At 72.7% G+C, this 21154-nt stretch carries 17 protein-coding genes; 7 read left to right on the forward strand and 10 right to left on the reverse strand.

All coding sequences use genetic code 11. From position 1 onward, the window contains the following. Nucleotides 1-45 precede the first annotated feature (45 nt). From ACFOW4_RS01200 to wecB, 4 genes are read left to right on the forward strand one after another with little or no spacing between them, the layout of a single operon-like run. Nucleotides 46-1086, forward strand: a complete 1041-nt coding sequence (locus ACFOW4_RS01200; RefSeq protein ID WP_377523646.1) for a polysaccharide biosynthesis protein — start codon at nucleotides 46-48, stop codon at nucleotides 1084-1086. Beyond that, entirely contained in the window at nucleotides 1080-2207 is a 1128-nt protein-coding gene (locus ACFOW4_RS01205; protein WP_377523647.1) for an NAD-dependent epimerase/dehydratase family protein, read from the forward strand. Before ACFOW4_RS01200 ends, ACFOW4_RS01205 begins: the two co-directional genes overlap by 7 nt. Continuing rightward, nucleotides 2204-3445 carry a glycosyltransferase family 4 protein gene (locus ACFOW4_RS01210; RefSeq protein ID WP_377523649.1) on the forward strand — a complete coding sequence of 414 codons (1242 nt, stop codon included), beginning with the start codon at nucleotides 2204-2206 and terminating at the stop codon, nucleotides 3443-3445. Before ACFOW4_RS01205 ends, ACFOW4_RS01210 begins: the two co-directional genes overlap by 4 nt. Then, a complete protein-coding gene (wecB, locus tag ACFOW4_RS01215) occupies nucleotides 3442-4566 on the forward strand; it encodes a non-hydrolyzing UDP-N-acetylglucosamine 2-epimerase (protein ID WP_377523650.1) in 1125 nt (374 codons plus the stop codon). Before ACFOW4_RS01210 ends, wecB begins: the two co-directional genes overlap by 4 nt. 54 nt (nucleotides 4567-4620) lie before the next feature. Here wecB and ACFOW4_RS01220 read toward each other — a convergent pair whose 3' ends face one another. From ACFOW4_RS01220 to ACFOW4_RS01235, 4 genes are all read right to left on the reverse strand, one after another. Then, nucleotides 4621-6495 (reverse strand): polysaccharide biosynthesis protein, encoded by a 1875-nt coding sequence (locus ACFOW4_RS01220; protein WP_377523652.1) that lies wholly within the window; start codon nucleotides 6493-6495, stop codon nucleotides 4621-4623. A 143-nt stretch (nucleotides 6496-6638) separates the two neighbouring features. Further along, complete coding sequence (locus ACFOW4_RS01225) at nucleotides 6639-7286, reverse strand: acetyltransferase (protein WP_377523653.1); 648 nt, start codon at nucleotides 7284-7286, stop codon at nucleotides 6639-6641. After that, a complete protein-coding gene (locus ACFOW4_RS01230; RefSeq protein ID WP_377523655.1) occupies nucleotides 7283-8425 on the reverse strand; it encodes a DegT/DnrJ/EryC1/StrS family aminotransferase in 1143 nt (380 codons plus the stop codon). Before ACFOW4_RS01230 ends, ACFOW4_RS01225 begins: the two co-directional genes overlap by 4 nt. 25 nt (nucleotides 8426-8450) lie before the next feature. Beyond that, complete coding sequence (locus ACFOW4_RS01235) at nucleotides 8451-9140, reverse strand: sugar transferase (RefSeq protein ID WP_377523656.1); 690 nt, start codon at nucleotides 9138-9140, stop codon at nucleotides 8451-8453. 219 nt (nucleotides 9141-9359) lie between these two features. On the opposite strand from ACFOW4_RS01235, the gene ACFOW4_RS01240 reads away from it, so the two are divergent. Further along, nucleotides 9360-10307, forward strand: a complete 948-nt coding sequence (locus ACFOW4_RS01240; protein ID WP_377523657.1) for a DUF389 domain-containing protein — start codon at nucleotides 9360-9362, stop codon at nucleotides 10305-10307. Here ACFOW4_RS01240 and ACFOW4_RS01245 read toward each other — a convergent pair. Both ACFOW4_RS01245 and ACFOW4_RS01250 read right to left on the reverse strand, forming a co-directional pair. Next, on the reverse strand, nucleotides 10237-10707 hold the full coding sequence (locus tag ACFOW4_RS01245) for a hypothetical protein (protein ID WP_377523659.1): 471 nt from the start codon (nucleotides 10705-10707) through the stop codon (nucleotides 10237-10239). The two genes, ACFOW4_RS01240 and ACFOW4_RS01245, sit on opposite strands and share 71 nt — an antisense overlap. Nucleotides 10708-11045: 338 nt before the next feature. After that, the gene (locus ACFOW4_RS01250) at nucleotides 11046-13568 is read right to left on the reverse strand and encodes a Tex family protein (protein ID WP_377523660.1); all 2523 of its coding nucleotides are present in this window, start codon (nucleotides 13566-13568) and stop codon (nucleotides 11046-11048) included. Nucleotides 13569-13739: 171 nt separating this feature from the next. Between ACFOW4_RS01250 and ACFOW4_RS01255 the strand changes: the two genes are divergently transcribed. Then, a complete protein-coding gene (locus tag ACFOW4_RS01255; protein WP_377523663.1) occupies nucleotides 13740-15251 on the forward strand; it encodes a deoxyguanosinetriphosphate triphosphohydrolase family protein in 1512 nt (503 codons plus the stop codon). A gap of 63 nt (nucleotides 15252-15314) precedes the next feature. On the opposite strand, the gene ACFOW4_RS01260 is transcribed toward ACFOW4_RS01255, so the two are convergent. The 4 genes from ACFOW4_RS01260 to ACFOW4_RS01275 form a co-directional block, all read right to left on the reverse strand. Further along, complete coding sequence (locus ACFOW4_RS01260; RefSeq protein WP_377523665.1) at nucleotides 15315-16454, reverse strand: MBL fold metallo-hydrolase; 1140 nt, start codon at nucleotides 16452-16454, stop codon at nucleotides 15315-15317. Nucleotides 16455-16573: 119 nt separating this feature from the next. After that, nucleotides 16574-17584 (reverse strand): serine hydrolase, encoded by a 1011-nt coding sequence (locus ACFOW4_RS01265; RefSeq protein WP_377523666.1) that lies wholly within the window; start codon nucleotides 17582-17584, stop codon nucleotides 16574-16576. Between the two features lie 86 nt (nucleotides 17585-17670). Continuing rightward, nucleotides 17671-18609 carry an SDR family NAD(P)-dependent oxidoreductase gene (locus ACFOW4_RS01270; RefSeq protein ID WP_377523668.1) on the reverse strand — a complete coding sequence of 313 codons (939 nt, stop codon included), beginning with the start codon at nucleotides 18607-18609 and terminating at the stop codon, nucleotides 17671-17673. After that, nucleotides 18606-19790 carry a zinc-dependent alcohol dehydrogenase gene (locus ACFOW4_RS01275; protein WP_377523669.1) on the reverse strand — a complete coding sequence of 395 codons (1185 nt, stop codon included), beginning with the start codon at nucleotides 19788-19790 and terminating at the stop codon, nucleotides 18606-18608. Before ACFOW4_RS01275 ends, ACFOW4_RS01270 begins: the two co-directional genes overlap by 4 nt. 1056 nt (nucleotides 19791-20846) lie before the next feature. Between ACFOW4_RS01275 and ACFOW4_RS01280 the strand changes: the two genes are divergently transcribed. Further along, nucleotides 20847-21154, forward strand: a 308-nt coding sequence (locus ACFOW4_RS01280; protein WP_377523671.1) for a transposase family protein, incomplete at its 3' end; no start/stop codon positions are given.

Below are 21154 nucleotides of genomic sequence, written 5' to 3' on the forward strand. Positions count from 1 at the left end.
CGACCAGCACGTCCGACGCGAGCCACCAGAATGAACGGAGCGCCAGTGAGCCACTTGACCACCGGACGCCGGGTATTGATCACCGGCGGCACGGGTTCCTTCGGTCAGACCATGGTGCGCCGGCTCCTCGACCGCGGAGTCGAGGAGGTCCGGGTGCTCAGCCGGGACGAGGCCAAGCAGGACGCCATGCGCCGCTTGCTCGGCGACGAGCGCGTCCGCTACCACGTCGGGGACGTGCGCGACTTCGACTCGGTGCTGCGGGCCAGCCGGGGGATCGACTACGTCTTCCACGCCGCCGCCCTGAAGCAGGTGCCGTCCTGTGAGTTCTTTCCGCTGGAGGCCGTCCGTACCAACGTGCTGGGCAGCTCGAACGTGGTCGAGGCGGCGGAGCGCAGCGGGGTCGGCTCGGTGGTGGTGCTGAGCACCGACAAGGCCGTCTACCCGGTGAACGCGATGGGCATCAGCAAGGCGCTGATGGAGAAGGTCGCGCAGGCGCACGCACGCAACAACCCGAACAGCTCCACCATCGTCTCCTGCGTCCGCTACGGCAACGTCATGTACTCGCGCGGGTCGGTGATCCCGCTCTTCATCGAGCAGATCAAGGCCGGCCGGGCGCCGACGGTGACCGATCCGGGGATGACCCGGTTCCTGATGTCGCTCCCCGACTCGGTGGAACTCGTAGAGCACGCCTTCCGGCACGCCCGGCCCGGCGACATCTTCATCCGCAAGGCAGCCGCCTGCACGATCGGCGACCTGGCCGAGGCGGTCTGCCAGCTCTTCGACGTGCCGGCCAAGCTCGACGTGATCGGCGTCCGGCACGGCGAGAAGCTGGACGAGACGCTGGCCAGCCGGGAGGAACTCGCCCACGCCGAGGACTTCGGCGACTTCCTCCGGGTGCCCCTGGACGCCCGGAACCTCAACTACGCGGTGTACGTCTCTGAGGGCGGGCTCGGCGACGCGCCGGTCGAGGACTTCAACTCGGCGAACGCGCCGCGGCTCGGCGTACCCGAGATCGTCGAACTGCTGCAGACGCTCCCGGAGGTCCGGGCGGAGCTGGCGCTGCGCGACCCGGTGCTGGCGTGCTGACGCTCGCCGTCACCGGCGCCGGCGGGTTCCTGGGCTGGCACGTGCGGGTGCTGCTGCGCGCGCTCGGCTGGCCGGAGCCCACCGTCATCACGCGTGCCGATTTGGCCGACGCCGCGCTGGTCGGCGCGAAGGTGGCCGGCGTCGACCGGGTGCTGCACCTGGCCGGCGTCAACCGGGCACAGCCGGCCGAGGTGGCCGCCGGTAACGTGCGGCTCGCCGCCCAGCTCGCCGAGGGGCTGCGGTACGCGCCGGTGCCACCCGGGTCGGTGGTCTTCGCCAACTCGGTACAGGCCGGCAACGGCACCCCGTACGGCGACGCGAAGGCCACCGCCGCCGGCATCCTGGCCGACACCGGCCTGCCCTTCGACGACCTGCTCCTGCCGAACCTCTACGGCGAGCACGGTCGGCCGTACTACAACTCGGCCGTGGCGACCTTCTGCCGGGTGCTCGCCGAGGGCGGCGTGCCGGAGGTGCACGCGGATCGGGAGCTGAGCCTGGTGCACGTCACCGATGCGGCCGCCCGGCTCGTCGGCCTGCCGGCCGGCGGGTCGTGGGATCCGGCCATGCCGGCGCTGCGCACCGGTGTACGCGAGCTGGCGCACCGGCTCACCCAGGTCGCCGCCACCTACCGGACCGGCGAGATTCCGCCGCTGGTGGACCGGCACGACGTGCGCCTGTTCAACACCTACCGGTCGCACTGCTTCCCGGCGCACTACCCGTTGGCGCTGCCCCGTCGGGCCGATGCCCGGGGCGAGCTGGTGGAGACGGTCAAGGTGCACGGGGGAGGGGGGCAGACCTTCTGCTCCACCACTCACCCTCGGATCACCCGGGGTGAGCACTTCCACCTGGCGAAGGTGGAGCGGTTCGTGGTGCTGCGCGGCTCCGCCGAGATCAGCCTGCGCCGGGTCGGCGACACCGAGGTGCTCCGGTTCCCGGTCAGCGGGGCCGAACCGACGCTGGTGGACATGCCCACGATGTGGGTGCACAAGCTGGTGAACACCGGTTCCGAGGAGCTGGTCACCATGTTCTGGACCAACGAGCTGTTCGACCCGGACCGGCCGGACACCTGGCCGGAGCCGGTGGAGGCGGCCCGGGCGGCGCCGTTGGCGGTCGGCGCGTGAGGGTCGGCCTGATCAGCCAGTGGTACCCGCCGGAAGGGGTGTTCATCCCGAGCAACCTGGCGCACCAGTTGGCCGACCGGGGCCACCAGGTGCGCGTGCTCACCACCTTTCCGAGCTATCCCTACGGTCGGGTCTTTCCCGGTTGGCGGCAGCGCTGGCGGCACCGCGAGACCGACGGGCCGGTCGCGATCCGACGGGTGCCCGCGTACCCCAGTCACGACAGGTCGGCCGCCCGACGGGCGCTGAGCCATCTCTCCTTCGGTGCCAGCAGCGCGGCGGCCGGCGTGCGCTGGCTGGCCGACGTCGATGTCACCTACGTCTACCACCCGCCGCCGACGTCGATCGCCGCCGCGGCACTGCTGCGCGCGGCCCGTCGGACGCCGATCGTCCTGCACGTGCAGGACCTGTGGCCCGAGTCGGTGGTGCAGTCCGGCATGGCGCCGACCGGTTGGACCGGGCGCGGCCTGGGGCGCAGCCTCGGCGCGCTGATGCGCCGGACGTACCGGCTGGCCGAGGCGGTGGTGGTGGTGATCTCCCCGGCGATGGCGGAGCAGGTCGTCGAGCGTGGCGCCGACCCGGCGCGGGTGCGGGTGGTCTGGAACTGGACCGACGACGCGCTCTTCCGGCCGGTGCCGGTCACCGCCGACGCCCGCGCGGCGCTCGGTCACCGGGGACGCCCCACCGTGATGTTCGCCGGCAACCTCGGGTTGTTGCAGGGCCTCGAGACGGCGATCCGGGCGGCCGCCGCCGTGGGGGACCGCATCGACCTGGTACTGGTCGGCTCGGGCGCCGGTGAGGACGCCGCCCGCCGGCTCGCGGCCGACCTCGGCGCGGACAACGTGCGGTTCCTCGGCCGGCGTCCGCCCGAGCAGATGCCGCAGCTGTACGCCGCCGCCGACTGGCAGCTGATCTGCCTGCGGGACATGCCCGCCGTGCGGTCCGCCGTCCCGTCGAAGCTCCAGGCCGCCCTGGCCTGCGGCGCTCCGGTGATCGCCTCGTTGGGCGGCGACGCCGCCACCCTGGTCCAGTCGGCCGGAGTCGGCCTCACCTGCGCACCGGAGGACTGGCGGGCGCTCGCCGGCCGGTTCGTCGAGGCGGGTGCCCTACCCGTCGCCGTCCGCGCCGAGATGGGCCGCCGGGCCCGCCAGCTCTACCGGGAGCGGATGTCGCTGCGGGTGGGCGTGGACCAGTTCGAGGACATCCTGACCAAGGCGGCAGCACAGGGAGGACGGGCATGACCCGGATCATGACGGTGGTCGGTACCCGACCGGAGATCATCCGACTGTCCCGGGTGATCGCCCGGCTCGACGACACGGTGGAGCACCTGCTGGTGCACACCGGGCAGAACTGGGACAGCACGCTGTCCGACGTCTTTTTCACCGAGCTGCGCCTGCGCGAACCGGACCGGTTCCTGCGGGTCGACACCTCATCGCTCGGCCGGGTGCTCGGCGGGGTGCTGGTCGGCATGGAGACGGCGATCGCCGAGCTGCGGCCGGACGCGCTGCTGGTGCTCGGCGACACCAACAGCTGCATCGCGGCGCTGATGGCCCGGCGGATGCGGGTGCCGGTCTACCACATGGAGGCCGGCAACCGCTGCTTCGACCTGAACGTGCCGGAGGAGACCAACCGGAAGCTGGTCGACCACGTCGCCGACTTCAACCTGGTCTACACCGAACACGCCCGGCGCAACCTGCTGGCCGAGGGCCTGCACCCGCGCCGGATCCTGCACACCGGCTCGCCGATGCGGGAGGTGCTGGAGCACTACCGGGCACCGATCGCCACCTCGCCGATCCTGCGCCAGCTGGAACTCGACCGGGGCCGCTACTTCCTGGTCAGCGCGCACCGGGAGGAGAACGTCGACCGGCCGGACCGGCTCCAGCGGCTGCTGGACTGCCTGGTCGCGGTGCGCGACCGGTGGGGCTTCCCGGTGCTGGTCTCCACCCACCCGCGTACCCGCAAGCGGCTGGAGGCGTTGGCGCCGGACACCACCGCGCTGGACGGCATCTCCTTCCACGAACCGTTCGGGCTGATCGACTACGTGCACCTTCAGACGAAGGCGTACTGCACGCTGTCCGACAGCGGCACGATCAGCGAGGAGGCGGCCATCCTGGGCTTCCCCGCGGTGACCCTGCGCGAGTCGATCGAGCGGCCCGAGGCGCTGGACGCCGGCGGGATCATCATGACCGGCCTCGACCCGCAGGGCGTCGTCGAGGCGGTCGAGGTGACGGTGACCCAGGTCGCCGCGCAGGGGGTGCCCTGCCCGGTCGACTACCAGGTGCCGGACACCTCCCGCCGGGTGGTCGACTTCATCCTCTCCACCGTGCGTCGCCACCACGACTGGGCCGGCATCCGGCGCTGAAACCGGAGCTCACAGGGCCGGCGACCGCAGGATGCGGTCGCCGGCCTCTCGTGGTCAGCGCGACTGCAGCGGTACGCCCAGCGGACCGTCCACCACCGGGCCGGACGGCTGCGCGCAGAGCAGGCTGAGCTGCTCGATGATCGTCACCGGGTCGCCGTACGGGTCGAGCCCGCTGACCTCCATCGGATCCAGCGCGGGCACCGCCACGTGTGACACCAGCGGATGGAACGGTCGGGTGTCGATCTCACCGGTGCCGAGCAGGTCCTCGTGCAGCTTCTCGCCGGGCCGCAGTCCGGTGTAGACGATCGGGACGGTGCTGGCCGCCTGCTCGGCCATCTGCCGGGCCAGGTCGGCGATCTTCACCGGCTCACCCATGTCCAGCACCAGCGCCTCACCGTCCTGGCCGATCTCCGCGGCCTGGAGCACCAGGTGCACCGCCTCCTGCACGGTCATCAGGTAGCGCGTCACCTCCGGATGGGTGACCGTCAACGGGCGGCCCGCCTCGATCTGCTGCTGGAACGCGGTCACCACGGAACCGCGGCTGCTCAGCACGTTGCCGAACCGGACGCTGAGGAAGGTGCCGGGAAAGCGTGAGGCCGCGTGGGCGGTCAGCCGCTCGGTGATCCGCTTGGAGTAGCCCAGGACGCTGATCGGGTCGGCGGCCTTGTCGGTGGAGATGTTGACGAACTTCGCGACGTCCCGGCAGGCGTCCAGCACCGACAGCGTGCCCCAGACGTTTGTCTTGACCGCCTCGCCGGGGTGCCGCTGCAGCAGCGTGAGGTGCTTGAGCGCCGCGGCGTGGAAGATGACGTCCGGCCGGCGTTGCTGGATGATCCGGCGGATGGCCTCGTCGTCGCGCAGGTCGGCGAGGATCAGTTCGGGCCCGTCCAGCAGGGCCCGCCCGGCCAACGACATCTGCAGGCCGTGCAGGGCGGACTCGTCGCGGTCCAGCATCATCAGCTCGCCCGGGTCGGCCTTCATGACCTGCCGGCAGAGTTCCGAGCCGATCGAGCCGCCGGCGCCGGTGACGAGGACCCGCCGACCGGTCAGGCTGTTGGTGCTCAGCGGCAGGTCACCGACGATCTGCCGGCGTCCGAGCAGGTCGCTGATCTGGACGTCCCGAACGTCGGTGACCGTGATCCGATGATCGACCAGGTCCCGTACCGGCGGCAGCACCTTGAACGCCGCACCCGCCTCGAGTGTGGCCTCGCGGATCTCGCGGATCAGGGCGGCGTCGGCGTTGGCGACCGAGAAGATCACCGTCGTGGCGCCGGTACGCCGTACGGCCGTGTGGACGTCCCGCCGCCCACCCAGGACCCGTACCCCGCCGATGCGCAGGTCGCGCTTGTCCGGGTCGTCGTCGAGCGCGCCGACCGGCAGATACCGGCCGCGCGGGTCGCCGAGCATGGCGCGCAGCAGACCCTGCCCGGCGTCGCCCATCCCGAACAGCAGGACCGGCGACGACGACCGGGCGTCCGGACGCATCGCGAGGTCGCGCCGCTGCCGGTACGCGAACCGGGCGGTGAGCATGAACAGCAGGGCCAGTGCGCCGCCGACCAGGGGCGTACTCGCCGGCACGGGCCGCTCGCCCATCGGCAGCAGGCCGGCCAGGACGATCGTCATGGTGATGGCCGCCGTGCCGGCGACGCCCTGCACCTCCTGAAGGCTGCCGAGCGGGTGCCGTCCTGAGTAGATCCGGCGCAGCGCCGCCACCGCGACGTGTACCGCCGCGGCGATCGCGCCGCAGGCGGCGGTCCGGACCAGTTGCCCGGGGGTCAGGTCGAACTCGTACCGGCTCCAGGCGGCAGCGACGAAGCCGCCGATCCAGGCCGCGGTGTCGGTGCTGAGGAAGCCGGCGGTGCGCTGGCGCGCTCTGGCCCGGCGTGATCGCTGATCCGTGCGTGGGGTGCTCTGTGTGTCGCGCGGCATGTGGTGACTCCCTGTTCCGTCTCCGGGCGCTTCCACCGCTGGGCGGAAGGGTTTTGTGTTTCTTTGTCCTTGTTACATGCCGAAAGTACGTTTTGGGGGGGTTTTAAGAGTCGCCGGGCCGAGTGTCGTACTGCCGCTACCGGTCAGCGGGCCGGCACTCCCTTGACGACCACCCCGTCCGGAACGTCGCGGATGACGCACGCGCCGGCCCCGACCGTGCTGTCCCGCCCGACCCGCAGCCCCTGCAGCACCGCGGCGGTGGTGCCGACCAGCACGCCGTCGGCGAGGTGACAGTCGCCGGACACGGCGGCGAGCGGATTGACCGAGACGTAGTCGGCCAGGGTGCTGTCGTGACCGACCGTGGCGTTCTGGTTGAGGTGGACGTGCCGGCCGATGACGACGTTCGTCGTGACCCGGGCGCCGGCGAACGCCACGAACCCCGGCCCGTGCACGGTGTCGGGGCCGATCGTGGCGGCCGGGTGGACGAGACTCGCCGCCGATGTCCGGTAGCCGTCGACGCGTTGGCCCACGGCGCGCCGGACCCGGGGGTCTCCAATGCCGATCACGTGCCGCACGTCCGGTGACGCGTCGTGCAGCCAGGCGACCCCGCCGAGGTACGGCACGTCGAGCTGCTGCAGCCGCTTGAGGTTCTCCTCCGTGGGCCGGTCGTCCACGACGCCCAGCAGGTGCCACGGGGGCCGCCCGGGGGCGACGTCGTTCATCGCCCGGGCGATGGTCAGCACCTCCCGGCCGTGCCCGCCGCAGCCGACGACCACCAGTCGGGTCGTCATGCCGTCGGCGCTCCCGCCCGGGCCGTCAGGAAGTCGTCGATCGCGCCGAGCACGCGGGTGACCTGCGGCCCGCTCAGCGCGCTCCCGCTGGGCAGGGTGAGCCCCTCGGCGAAGAGCCGCTCCGCCGCACCGGTGAGAAGGCTCTCGCTGCCGGCGTAGGCGGGTTGCAGATGCATCGGCTTCCACACCGGCCGGGTCTCGATGTCCCGGTCGGCCAGGTGGGCGCCGAGGTCGGCGGCGTGCCAACCGCACCGGTCCGGCTCGACCACGATGCTGGTGAGCCAGCAGTTCGACTCGCTGTCGTCGCCGCCGATGAGCCGCACGCCGGGAACCGGGGCGAAGAGCTTCGCGTACCGCTCGCGCAGCTGCCGGCGGCGGACGATCATCTCGTCCAGCCGGACCAGTTGGGCGCGGCCCAGCGCGGCGAGCAGGTTGCTCAACCGGTAGTTGTAGCCGGTCTCGCGGTGCTCGTAGTGGGGCGTCGGTTCGCGGGCCTGGGTGGAGAGGTGCCGGGCCCGGGCGAGCAGCGCGGCGTCGTCGGAGACGAGCATCCCGCCGCCGGAGGTGGTCATGATCTTGTTGCCGTTGAAGGAGAGGACGCCGGCCTGCCCGAAGGAGCCGGCGGCCCGCCCGTGATGGCTCGCTCCGAGCGCCTCGGCGGCATCCTCGACCACCGGGATCCCGGCGCAGAGCGGCAGCAGGGCCGAGTAGTCCGCGCAGCTGCCGAACATGTCGACCGGGACGACCGCGGCGATCCGCTCGCCCCGGGACCGCAGCCGACGCACCAGATCGGCGAGGAGATCCACGTCGGCGTTGCCGGACTGCGGGTCGCAGTCGACGAAGACCGGCCGAGCACCCGTGTAGCGGACCGCGTTCGCGGTGGCGACGAAGGTCAGGGTGGGCACGATGACCACGTCGTCGGCACCGACGCCGACGCCGAGCAGGGCCAGGTGTAGGGCAGCCGTGCCCGAGCTGACCGCGACCGCGCCGCCGGTGCCGACCCGCTCGGCGATGGCGCGTTCGAACGCCTCGAGATCCGGGCCGGCCGGTGCCACCCACCCCGACCGTAGGGCCGCGACGACGTACGACTCCTCCAGCGGCCCGACGTCGGGCGCCGACAGGTGGATGCTCGGGCTCATCGGACACCTCCGGCGCAGGTCGCCGTCATGCCGGTGTCCGGTCGCGCTGCGGCGGCGCGGGCGGGCGGGGCGTACCCAGGAACTCCGGCGCGGTGGCCGATCCCGGGGCGCTGATCCCGTCGCGCCGCAGCACCGTGCGCACGGTCGCGGCGAGGATCGACAGGTCGAGCCGGAGGTCGCGGTCGTCCACGTACCGGACGTCGAGCTCCAGCTTCTCCTCCCAGCTGAGGCCGTTACGGCCGCGTACCTGCGCCAGGCCGGTGACGCCCGGCCGCACCTCGTGCCGCCGGGCCTGTTCCGGGGAGTACCGGTCGAGGTAGTCGGTGAGCAGCGGTCGTGGCCCGACCAGGCTCATGTCCCCGCGCAGCACGTTCCACAAGGTGGGCAGCTCGTCGAGGCTGGTGGCCCGCAGCCACCGGCCGAACGGCGTGAGCCGATCCCCGTCCCCGACGCGTCCCTGGCCCGGGGCGGGCGGGTGCATGCTGCGGAACTTCACCAGTTCGAAGGGGGCGCCGTGCCGTCCGGCGCGGCACTGCCGGAAGAGCACCGGTTGGCCGAGCCGACTGGCCACCAGGATCGCCACCACCCCCATCAGTGGGGCGGTCACCAGGAGCAGGGCCGCCGCACCCACGACGTCGACGAGCCGCTTGAGGCGGTCGGGGCCGGTGGTCCGGTTGAAACCTGGGGGGATGGTCAGTGGACGAGTTACGGGCACCGCTCGGCCTCCACGCAGCATCTCAAAGCGCCTCAGAGTGGTCGTGTGGGTCGCAAACTTCCCACCAGGGTCGAATGGTGACACTCGGGCCCTTCGCTCCGACCAACCCCCAAACCCCCCATCTGGACACGGGTCACCTCGTGCGTCCTCGCACGTCCCGTCACCCCCGTCCGGCGAGCGGTAGAGTCTCGCGACGACCCGGCGGGCGGGAGGGGAAAAGTGCTGCACCTGAGAGTGATCACCCCGTCGGACCAGTCGGCGGCGGTGGCCGACCTGCTCGCCGCCGACCCGGGGGTGACCCACCTGGCCGTGCTCACCGGCGCCGCACGACAGCCCCACGGCGACCTGATCCTCTGCGACGTGGTCCGGGAGAGCGCGGACAAGGTTCTGAACGGGTTGCAGGAGCTCGGCGTGGAGGCGCGCGGCGGCATCGCCGTCGACGATGTGGAGCTGACCCTCTCCGCCTCCGCTCAACGGGCGGCCCGGGAGGCCCCCGGCAGCGGCGCCGACGCGGTGGTGTGGGACGAGATCGCCGCGAAGACCGGCGAGCAGACCGAACTGTCCGGCACCTACCTCGTGCTGATCGTGGTCGCCACCATGATCGCCGGTATCGGCGTCCTGCTGGACCAGCCGATCCTCATCGTCGGCGCGATGGTGGTGGGTCCGGAGTTCGGCCCCCTCGCCGCGCTCTGCGTGGCGTTGCTGCGGCGCCAGACCGACACCATCAGGCGCTCGGTCCAGGCCCTGCTGGTCGGTTTCCTCGCCGCCATGGTCGCCACCGTGCTGAGCACCTGGGCGCTCGACGCCGCCGGCCTGGTCGACCGCGGGATGCTGCTGGCGGAGCGCCCTCTGACCGACTTCATCTGGCGGCCGGACGCGCTCTCCTGGGTGGTCGGTCTCCTCGCCGGGGTCGCCGGGATGCTCTCACTGACCTCGAAGAAGTCCGGTTCCCTGGTCGGCGTGCTGATCTCGGTCACCACCGTGCCGGCCGCGGCCAACGTCGCCGTCGCCGTCGCGTACCGGGTCTGGCACGAGGCGTCCGGGTCGGCAATCCAGCTACTGATCAACCTCTGCGCGATCGTCCTCGCCGGACTGCTCACCCTGGCCGTGCAGCAGCTCTCCTGGTGGAATCTGGCCCGTCGTTCCCGGCGTCGAGCCGGCGGGTGAGCAGGGTCCGCAACGGGATCGACTCGCCGTCCCGGCCGCCAGCCCCGATCACCAGCGGCGGTGGGCTGGGCTGCGGGTCGGCGCCGAGCAGCCGGGCGCGCAGGCCGCCCGGCACGGTCAGCAGGTGAAACCGGCCGGCCTCGTCCACCGCCCGGGTCTCGGCCCGGTCGATGTACCAACCGGTCAGCCGGGTCCGGTAGCGCCCGCGCCCGTCGTACCCCCGGGCGGTCAGCCGGGTGGTGGCCAGGCCCCGCCGAGTCGCCTCGGCCACGAACCAGGCCACCAGCTCCGCCGCCTCGGCCTGCTCGGCCGTCCGCCGCCGCGCGTCCGCGTCGGCGTGCGCCCGCACCGCCTGCCGCTGCCGCTCCCGCCACTCCCGGCCGTCGTCCCGCTCACCCACATGCCGACGGTACGCCCGCACGTACCCCCGCGCCGGCCGGGTCGGCCTCCCGGGTACCAGCGTCGAGCAGGGCCCACGCCGAGATCGTCACTGCCCGCACCGGGTCGCCGGACCCCATCGCGCGGCTCCATCCCCTCCCACCCACCCCGCGACGGAGCCTATCGAGCTGCCCCAGATATGGACCGCCCCGAAGAGATGACCCGACACCGCGACACCCTGGCACCCCGGCGCGTCGGCATCCCGGAGCGGTCTCGGACGCCGAGGTGCCACCCTGCCGGGTCGGGCGACCGCCCACCCGGCCTCTTCGCGGGTGCGAGGCCGGGTGGGAGGGTTGAACGTCAGGCCAGACCAGCTCGACGAAGGGCGTCGGCCAGCGCGGTGTCGGCCGGCGGTGCGCTGGCACCGCGGCCCTGCCGCTGCTGCCCGCCACCCTGACCGCCGCGTCCGCCACCCTGGCCGCCGCGTCCGCCACCCTGGCCGCCGCGTCCGCCACCCTGCCGCTGCTGCCCGCCGCCGCTCTGCCCGCCGCGTCCGCCCGCGCCCTGTCCGCCGCGTCCGCCGCCACCCTGTCCGCCGCGTCCGCCCGCGCCCTGACCGCCGCCCTGCCCGGCGCCGTCCGCTCCACCACGGCGGTTCTCGCCGCCACCGGGAGCGCGGCGCTGGTTGTCGGCGCCCGGCTCGTCCTCCAGGCGCAGAGTCAGCGAGATCCGCTTGCGCGGCACGTCCACGTCGAGCACCTTGACCCGGACCACGTCGCCGGACTTCACCACCTCGCGGGGATCCTTGACGAAGTTCCGGGACATCGCCGAGACGTGCACCAGCCCGTCCTGGTGCACCCCGACGTCGACGAACGCTCCGAAGGCGGCCACGTTGGTGACCACACCCTCGAGCAGCATCCCCGGCGTCAGGTCGCTGATCTTCTCCACGCCCTCGACGAAGGTGGCGGTGCGGAACTCCGGGCGTGGGTCGCGACCCGGCTTCTCCAGCTCGGCCAGGATGTCGGTGACGGTGGGCAGGCCGAAGCGTTCGTCGACGTAGTCGGTCGCCCGCAGCCCTCGCAGGATGGTGCTCCTACCGATCAGCGAGCGCAGGTCCTGACCGGTGCTGGCCAGGATGCGGCGCACCACCGGGTACGACTCGGGGTGCACGCTGGAGGAGTCCAGCGGGTCGTCCCCGTCGGGGATACGCAGGAAGCCCGCGCACTGCTCGAACGCCTTCGGGCCGAGCCGGGCGACCTTCTTCAGCTCCGAGCGGGACCGGAACGGCCCGTTCGCGTCCCGGTGCAGGACGATGTTCTCGGCCAGACCGGCGCCGATGCCGGAGACCCGGGTCAGCAGCGGCGCGGAGGCGGTGTTGACGTCCACGCCGACCGCGTTGACGCAGTCCTCCACCACCGCGTCCAGCGACCGGGACAACTTCACCTCGGACAGGTCGTGCTGGTACTGCCCGACGCCGATCGACCGTGGATCGATCTTGACAAGCTCCGCGAGGGGGTCCTGGAGGCGGCGGGCGATGGAGACCGCGCCCCGCAGCGACACGTCCAGCCCGGGCAGCTCCTGCGAGGCGTACGCGCTGGCCGAGTAGACCGACGCCCCGGCCTCGGAGACCACCACCTTGGTCAGGTTGAGCTGCGGGTGCCGCTTCATCAGCTCACCAGCGAGCTTGTCGGTCTCCCGGGAGGCGGTGCCGTTGCCGATCGCCACCAGCTCGACGCCGTGCGCCCCGGCCAGCTTCGCCAGGGTCTCGATCGAGGCGTCCCACTGCCGGCGCGGCTCGTGCGGGTAGATCGTGTCGGTGGCGACCACCTTGCCGGTCGCGTCGACCACGGCGACCTTGACGCCGGTACGCAGCCCCGGGTCCAGACCCATCGTCGCGCGGGTGCCGGCGGGCGCGGCCAGCAGCAGGTCGCGCAGGTTGGTGGCGAAGACCCGGACGGCTTCCTCCTCGGCCGCCTGCCACAGCCGCATCCGCAGGTCCGCGCCGAGGTGGATGAGGATCCGGGTACGCCACGCCCAGCGCACCGTGTCGGCCAGCCACCGGTCGGCGGGGCGGCCGGCGTCGCTGATGCCGAACCGGCCGGCGATCGCGGCCTCGTAGCGGCTCGGACCGGTGGGAGCAGCGTCCGCCGCGCCGGCCTCCTCCGGCTCCATGGTCAGGTCGAGCACGTTCTCCTTCTCGCCCCGGAACATGGCCAGGATCCGGTGCGAGGGCAGCTTCGGGTACGGCTCGGAGAAGTCGAAGTAGTCGGCGAACTTGGCGCCGGCCGTCTCCTGCCCCTCGCGTACCCGGGACACCAGCCGGCCCCGCGACCACATCTGCTCGCGCAGCGTGCCGATCAGGTCGGCGTCCTCGGCGAATGTCTCGATCAGGATCGCCCGCGCGCCCTCCAGGGCGGCGGCGACGTCGGCCACGCCCTTCTCCGGGTCGACGAACCCGGCGGCCACCGTCCGCGGGTCCTGGGTCGGGTCGGCCAGCAGCGACTCGGCCAACGGCGCCAGCCCAGCCTCGCGGGCGATCTGCGCCCTGGTCCGCCGCTTCGGCTTGTACGGCAGGTAGATGTCCTCCAGCCGGGACTTCGAGTCGGCGGCCATGATCTGCGCTTCCAGCGCGTCGTCCAGCTTGCCCTGGCTCCGGATCGACTCCAGCACCGCGGCCCGCCGCTCGTCCAGCTCCCGCAGGTAGCGCAGGCGCTCCTCCAGGGTGCGCAGCTGGGTGTCGTCGAGCAGGCCGGTGGCCTCCTTGCGGTAGCGGGCGATGAACGGCACGGTGGCGCCGCCGTCGAGCAGCTCCACGGCCGCCCGCACCTGACGCTCGGCCACGCCGAGCTCGTCGGCGATCCGCTGATGAACAGACTGGGTCACGATCTCGTTCCGCCTTCGGGAGTGGGTACCGCCCTGCATTGTGCCGGGCGCCCCCGGGCGCCGTCGTCGCGCCTGGCCGGGTTGATCCGTCTCGCCCGGCGGGGCCGAACCGTCGCGCCTGGCCGGGTTGAGCGGCGGCGGCCCCGCCCCGGCTGCGCTAGCGTTGCGATCATGGAAGCACCTGCGGAGCCGCGTGCCCGGCGGCTCTTCGGCGGCAGCGCCCGGGCCCTCGGCGACCTCGCCGCCAGCCCGTTCCGCGCCGACCGGGACCGAATCGTCGGCTCACCGTTCTTCGCCCGCCTCGGCGGGGTCACCCAGGTGATCAGCCCGGTCGGCTCGGGCCTGCTCGTGCACAACCGGCTCACCCACAGCCTCAAGGTGGCCCAGGTCGCGCGGGCGGTGGCCGAGCGGCTCACCGCCGACGACCGCTGGCGGGACCTGCTGGACAAGCTCGGCGGCTGCGACCCCGACGTGGTGGAGGCCGCCGCGCTCGCGCACGACCTCGGCCATCCGCCGTTCGGTCACCTGGGGGAGCGGGTGCTGGACCGGCTGGCCCGGCAGCGCCTCGGCCTGACCGACGGGTTCGAGGGCAACGCCCAGTCGTACCGGATCGTCACCAGCACCGAGATCCGGGGCGCGGCGACGACCGGGCTGGACCTGACCGCCGCGGTACGCGCGGCGATGCTGAAGTACCCGTGGACCCGGCTCGACCACCCCGACCCGCATCCCCGGCTGCTGGACCCGCCGCCGCGCGGGGCCACGCCGCCCCCGGACGACCCGGAGAGCGGCTCGTCGAAGTTCGGCGCGTACCGGACCGAGGTGGACGACCTGCGGCAGGCTCGGGAGCCGTTCGCCGGGCGCATCGCCGACTGGCAGCAGACCCCGGAGGCGTCCGTGATGGACACCGCCGACGACATCGCGTACGCCATCCACGACGTCGAGGACTTCTACCGCGTCGGTGTGCTCCAGCAGGGCGCGGTCTCCGCCGAGCTGATGGCCTGGCAGCGGGAGAGCGGTCACTTCCGGGCGATCACCGACGCCGCGCTGGCCACCGTGGCCCGCCGGCCGGGCGCGGCGATCGAGCGGCTGCGGCGGCAACTGCACCGCAAGGACGCCTGGATCGCCGACGACGACGCGTTCGCCGCCGCCGTCGAGCACGTCCGGGAGGAACTGGTCGAGGGGCTGCTGGCGATGCCGTTCGACGGCTCGATCGAGGCCGAGCAGTACGTGGCCCGGTTCTCCGCCCGCTGGTCGACCCGCTTCGTCGAGGCGATCACCGTGACCGAGCACCCGTCGATGCGCTCCGGGCACGTGCTGCTCGGCTGCGCGCAGTGGCACGAGGTGCAGGTGCTCAAGTTCGTCCACCACCGGTTCGTGCTGGCCCGACCGGATCTCGCCCTGCACCAGCGCGGCCAGGCGCGGCTGCTGGGCACGCTGGTCGAGGCGCTGTGGGACTGGCTGCTCGACCCGGAGGAGGAGTCCCGACTGCCCCGCCGGTTGCACGACCTGGTGGAGCTGGCCGAGGCGGAGCTGCACCCGCGTACCCCGGACCGGATCGACCGGGCCCGGGGTCGGGCCATCGTGGACTTCGTGGCGCAGCTCACCGACGGCCAGGCGGTGGCGATGCTGGACGCGCTCTCCGGCCGCTCCGGCGCGCTGTGGACCGACGCCTTCGTGCTCTGAGCAGATGTAAGGAAGGGCCCCTTGTTAACGCCTAGGCGTTAACAAGGGGCCCTTCCTTACATCTCAGGCGACCGCCTGCCACCAGCCGTCCACGGCGGGTGGGTCGTCGACCACCACCCGCTCGCCCGGGCGGGGAACCGCCAGCCGGACGTCCCGGGCCTTCGCCTCCGCCCAGAGCCGGTCCACCGGCTCCGACCAGTCGTGCAGCGCCAGGTTGAACGTCGCCCAGTGCACCGGGATGAAAAGCCCGCCGCACAGGTCGATGTGGGCGTCGACCGCCTCCTCCGGGAACATGTGGATGCTCGGCCAGGCCCGGTCGTACGCGCCGATCTGCATCAGCGTCACGTCGAACGGGCCGTGCTCGGCGCCGATCTCGGCGTACCCGGCGAAGTAGCCGGAGTCGCCGGTGTAGAAGACTTTGCGCCGCTGCCCGGCGACCACCCAGGAGCTCCAGAGCGTGCCGTCGCGGCGCAGCCCCCGACCGGAGAAGTGCTGCGCGGCGGTGGCGGTGATCTCCAGCCCGTCGAGCCGGTGGGACTCGGACCAGTCCAGCTCGATGATCCGCTCGGCGGGTACGCCCCACCGGTCCAGGTGCGCACCCACGCCGAGCGGCACCAGGAACGGCGCGGACTGGCCGGTCAGCAACGCCTGCACGGTGGCCATGTCCAGGTGGTCGTAGTGGTCGTGCGAGATGAGGATGGCGTCCAGCGTGGGCAGCTCGTCGAGGCGCACCGGCGGCTCGTGCAGCCGGCGGGGGCCGACCAGGGCCGAGGGGGAGCAGCGCTCGCTCCAGACCGGGTCGAGCAGCACCCGACGGCCCTCGATCTCGATCAACGCGGAGGCGTGCCCGTACCAGACGATCGTGAGCTCGTCGCCGGTGTCGGCGGGTCGCGGCGCGCTCGGACGCAACAGCGGCACGGGTGTGCTCGGCCGTCGCTTCTGCTTGCCGAAGATCAGCTCCCGGAGCAGGTTGCGGCCGGGCTCGGCCACCATCGTGCGGGTGCCGACCGGGTTGTGGAAGGTGCCGTCGTGGAACTGCGGCGAGCGGGCCGCCCGCTCCGCCCGGGCCCCGGCCAGCCGGCCGCCGAGCGCCGCCGGCACGTCCCGGGCCACCCAGGCCAGGCCGGCCAGCGCGGCCAGCCCCGCCGCACCGCGCATCCGTCGCCCGAGCGACCGTCCGACTTCCTGCTCCGCTGGTGCCATCGCCGTCCCTCCGCCGTGTCCCGCACTACACGGTAGTCACACCGGCCGGCTCCTGCCCCGTCGAACCCCGGGCGTACCCGGGCCGGTCGCCGTCGCGACGACCGACCCGGGGCATCGGCTCAGCCGCCGTTGCTGGGCCGCCGGACGGGTGCCCGGTACGCCCTGCCGGTGCCGGCCAGGCGGTCCACCGCGGCCAGGAACCGCGGGCCCATGGCGGCACGGGCCTGCACCGCCGGGTGGGTGGTACCGAAGTTGTCCGGGTCGGCCTGCCCGTCGGCGAAGAGCGCGTAGGTGAGCACCGCGGCGCCGGACCGGTCGAAGATCACTCCGGCCTCGTGCCGGGCGTCGGCGAACCAGCCGGCCTTGGTGGCGATCCGGGCCCGCTCGTCAGACGACATCGTGCGCCGGATCCCGTCGGTGAACGCCACCGGGGAACGCAGCAGCTTGAGCAGGAACGCCGTCGAGGCGGGGGAGAGCAGGGTGCCGGCCACCAGGGCGCGCAGCAGGTCGTGCGTCTCCCGTGGGGTGCTGGTGCCGAGGAAGAACCGGTTGGGGTTCGCCACCGGCTCGACCTGGGTGTTCGGGAAGCCCTTGGCGACGAGGATGGCGTTCAGCTCGGCCGCCGGGCAGACCAGCCCGCACAGCCGCACCGCCGTGTCGTCGGAGACGGTCAGCAGGTTGGCCAGCACGTGCCCGAGGGTGACGCTGCTCGGGTACGCGCCGTCCAGGCTGAAGATGCCGTCACCGCCCGGCACGACGATCGCCGCGGTCACCTCGACCCGCTGGTCCAGGGTGAACAGACCCCGGTCGACCTTGTCGAGCACCGCCGTGGCAACCGCGATCTTGTTGACGCTGTACGCCTCGATCCGCCGATCCGCCTCGTCCGCCACCGCGACCACCGGCTCGCCCGCTGGGTCGGTCACGCTGACGTACGCCTGCCAGTTGCCTCCGGCCTCGCTGCTACGCCGCTCGTAGACGGCGGCGACCCGCCGGGCGGCCTGGGCTGGGGTGGTGGGGGTCGGCTCGGTCTCCTCGGCGGCGGACGCCGGGGTGGCGGCGCCGAGCACCGTGCCTGCGGTGGCCACCGTGCCCAGACCGAGAGCGGTCCTGCGGTTCAGTCGGATGGTCAATCGTCTCCCCCGTCGTGATGAGCCGGAACGCTTTCTGGCCCACCACCTTAGGGGAGCTGATCGATACGGGTTGCCCCGTGGAACGCTCACCCCAGCCGCCGGCGCAGCGCGGCGCCGACCGCGCCAACCGGCCCGGTCACGGTCCGGGTGAGCTGCCGCAGGTCGGGCAGGTGCCCCCCGCGCAGCGCTTCGCCGGACGGGTTCGGCGCGAACACCGAGCCGTCGTGTGCGGCCACCGGCCGACCGCTCAGGCCGGCCAGCCGCATCAACGGCCCGACCAGTACGTCGTAGACGCCCGGCAGCACCGTGAACCCGACCCGCATCACGACGTTGAGGCGGCCCACCGACACCTCTCGGCGGGGCCGGTCGACGCAGTCCACGATCGCTCGGGCCACCCGCTGCGGGCCGGCGACCGGCGGCGGTGGCCGGCCGATGCGGCCCAGGTAGTTGGCCGCCTGCTCGTAGACCGGAGTGTCCACGCTGCCCGGGTTGACCAGGCAGAGCCGCACCCCCGGCGTGTCGCGCAGCTCCTGCTGCACCGCCCGGGCGAACCCCTGCAGGCCCCACTTGCTGGCCACGTACGGGCTCATGTACGGCGCGGTGATGTGCCCGAGCACCGAACCGGTGAGGATCAGGGTGCCCGTGCCGGTGGCCCGGAAGTGCCGCAGCGCCACCCGGGCCGCACCCGCGGCGGCCAGCAGATCCGTCCGCACCACCTGGTCGAACACCCGCTCCGGCAGCTCGTCGAAGCGCCCGTAGGCCATCACCGCCGCGGTGTGCACCCAGACGTCGATCCCACCGAATCGGTCGACCGCCGCGTCCGCCAGGGCGTCCAGTGCGCCCGCTTCGGTGACGTCCGTGGTCACGGTTAACACCTCGACGTCGGTGCACTCCGCGCGTACCTCGGCCAGGGTCTCGGGCGCGCGGGCCGCGAGGACCAGGCGGTCGCCGCGGTCGGCGAACGCCCGGGCTGTCGCCCGGCCGATCCCGCTGCTCGCGCCGGCGATCACCACCACCCGGCTCACGGCGCGAGCACGACCTTGATGCAGCCGTCCTCCTTCTTCTGGAACATCTCGTACGCCTGTGGCGCCCGCGCCAGCGGCACCCGGTGGGTACGCAGGTCCTCCACGCCCAGCGGGTCGTCGTCGCCCTCCAGCAGCGGCAGGATTTCGTCGGTCCACCGGCGCACGTGGCACTGCCCCATCCGCAACTGGACGCCCCGGTCGAACATCTCCATCATCGGCATCGGGTCGGCCTCGCCGCCGTACACGCCGGAGAGCGAGACGGTGCCGCCGCGGCGCACCGCCTTGAGCGCGGCGTGCAGCACGGCGAGCCGGTCCACGCCGATCCGGTCGGTCATCGCCTGGGCCAGCTTGTCCGGCAGCAGCCCGGCGGCGGTCTGGGCCAGCTTCCCGGTCGGCGAACCGTGCGCCTCCATGCCGACCGCGTCGATCACCGCGTCCGGCCCGCGCCCATCCACCAGGTCGATCAGCGCGCCGGGCACGTCGTCCAACTCGCGGACGTCGAGCACCTCCACGCCGTGCCGGCGGGCCAGCTCCAGCCGCTCGGGCACCAGGTCCAGCCCGATCACCCGGCCGGCGCCGAGGTGGCGCCCGATCCGGGCGCAGAACTGGCCGACCGGACCCAGCCCGAACACCGCCAGGGTGCCGCCCGGCGGGGTGTCGGCGTACTTCACCGCCTGCCAGGCGGTGGGCAGGATGTCGGAAAGGTAGAGGTAACGTTCGTCGGCGCCGGTCGACGGAATGACGATCGGCCCGAAGTGCGCCTGCGGGACGCGCAGATACTCGGCCTGCCCGCCGGGGACCGATCCGTAGAGAGACGTGTAACCGAACAGCGCCGCTCCCTTGCCCTCGCTGCGCACCTGCGTGGTCTCGCACTGCGCGTAGAGCTGGCGCTGACACATCCAGCAGCTCCCACAGGAGATGTTGAACGGCACCACCACCCGGTCGCCGGGCTTGAGCCGGGTGACCTCCGACCCGACCTCCTCGACGATGCCCATCGGCTCGTGGCCGAGGACGTCGCTGGGCTTCAGGTACGGCCCGAGCACCTCATAGAGGTGCAGGTCCGAGCCGCAGATCGCAGTCGATGTGATCCGGACGATCGCGTCGGTCGGCTCCTCGATGCGGGGGTCCGGCACGTCCTCCACCCGTACGTCCCGCTTGCCGTGCCAGGTCAACGCCTTCATGTCCGTCCCCTCTCGCCACCGCCTCCTCGACTGCTACCCGGGCTCGGGCGCTTGAACCGGCCTCAAGGCTCCGGTGGCAGTCGCTTCCGCTCCGTCGGTGGTCGCGCTGGGGGGCGCTTTCGGCTCCGTCGGTGGTTGCGCTTAGGGCTGGGGGCGACCGTCCCCGGCTCCGGGCGGTCAGGCTTGATCCCTCCGCCGGGAACGATCGCCCCCAGCCCGTGGGTGGTCGCCGTCCGCCCGCGCGCCCGCCGCTCGTCCGTCGTGCGTCCCACGCTCGTCCGTCGTGCGTCCCACGCTCGTCCGTCGTGCGTCCCACGCTCGTCCGTCGTGCGTCCCACGCTCGTCCGTCGTGCGTCCCACGCTCGTCCGTCGTGCGTTCGCCGCTCGTCCGTCGTGCGTCCGTTGCTCGTCTAGCCGGGGGGTCGGCGCTGGTCGCCTGTGGGGTGAACGCTCGTCGCCTGTGGGCCGGCGTCCGTCTAGCCGTGGGGTCGGCGCTTGTCCGCCCGTGGCTCGGCGCTCGTCCGTCCGTGGGGTCGACGCCCGTGCGCGCAACCCTCGTCCGTGCGCTGATGAGCTCTGCCGTCTGCGGTGCCGTTCCGCCCCTGCCGCTCCGGGGTGAGCCATCGAACCCGATTTCCGCGAGGTCGGGTGTCCTGGCTGTGTGGTCGGCCGTCCGGTGGCGTGGCCGACTTGATCCACTCGACTTCCTTGAAGTCGGGGTGTCCGGTGCGTGGCGACAGGCCGCCTTCAGGGAAATCGAGTCGATCTGGCTGATGTCGCCGTCGAACAGCCGCTGGGCTGAGGATCTCGCGGGCAGGGGGAGCCCCGAGAGTGGTCACGTTCGCCCTGCACGTTCTCACGCAGATCGCGGTCGTGCCGGACGTATGGCCCGGTGGCGGTCGATATCCGAATGAGCGCGATGACTCTGAGGCATAAATAAATATGGGTCTTGTGACGTGTCTGTGGGTGGTTGGGCGCGTCGTTTATGGCGCACGCCGTTGTCCTGCCTAGGTTCTGGCTTGTCGAAGGTCAGAACTGGATGGGCGGGAGAACGGCGTGCGTTCTGCCAGGGTATGGGCTGGGCTGCTCGGGGTCGAGCAGGCGGTGGTCGAGGGTGTGGAGTTCGACCCGGTCGAGTCGGTGTTGGTGGCTCGGGTGAGGGTGCGTAAGGGCGCGTCGCGGCGGTGTCCGCATTGCGGGCGGCGGTGCGCCCGCTATGACGCGGGTGTTCGTCGTCGGTGGCGGGCGTTGGATCTGGGAACGGTCCGGGCGGTGGTGGAGGCGGACGCGCCGCGGGTGTCATGTCGGGTGCATGGGGTGGTGGTCGCGGCGGTGCCTTGGGCGCGGCATGGGGCGGGGCATAC

Source organism: Micromonospora sp. GCM10011542 (genome assembly GCF_042650685.1).
GTDB lineage: Bacteria > Actinomycetota > Actinomycetes > Mycobacteriales > Micromonosporaceae > Micromonospora.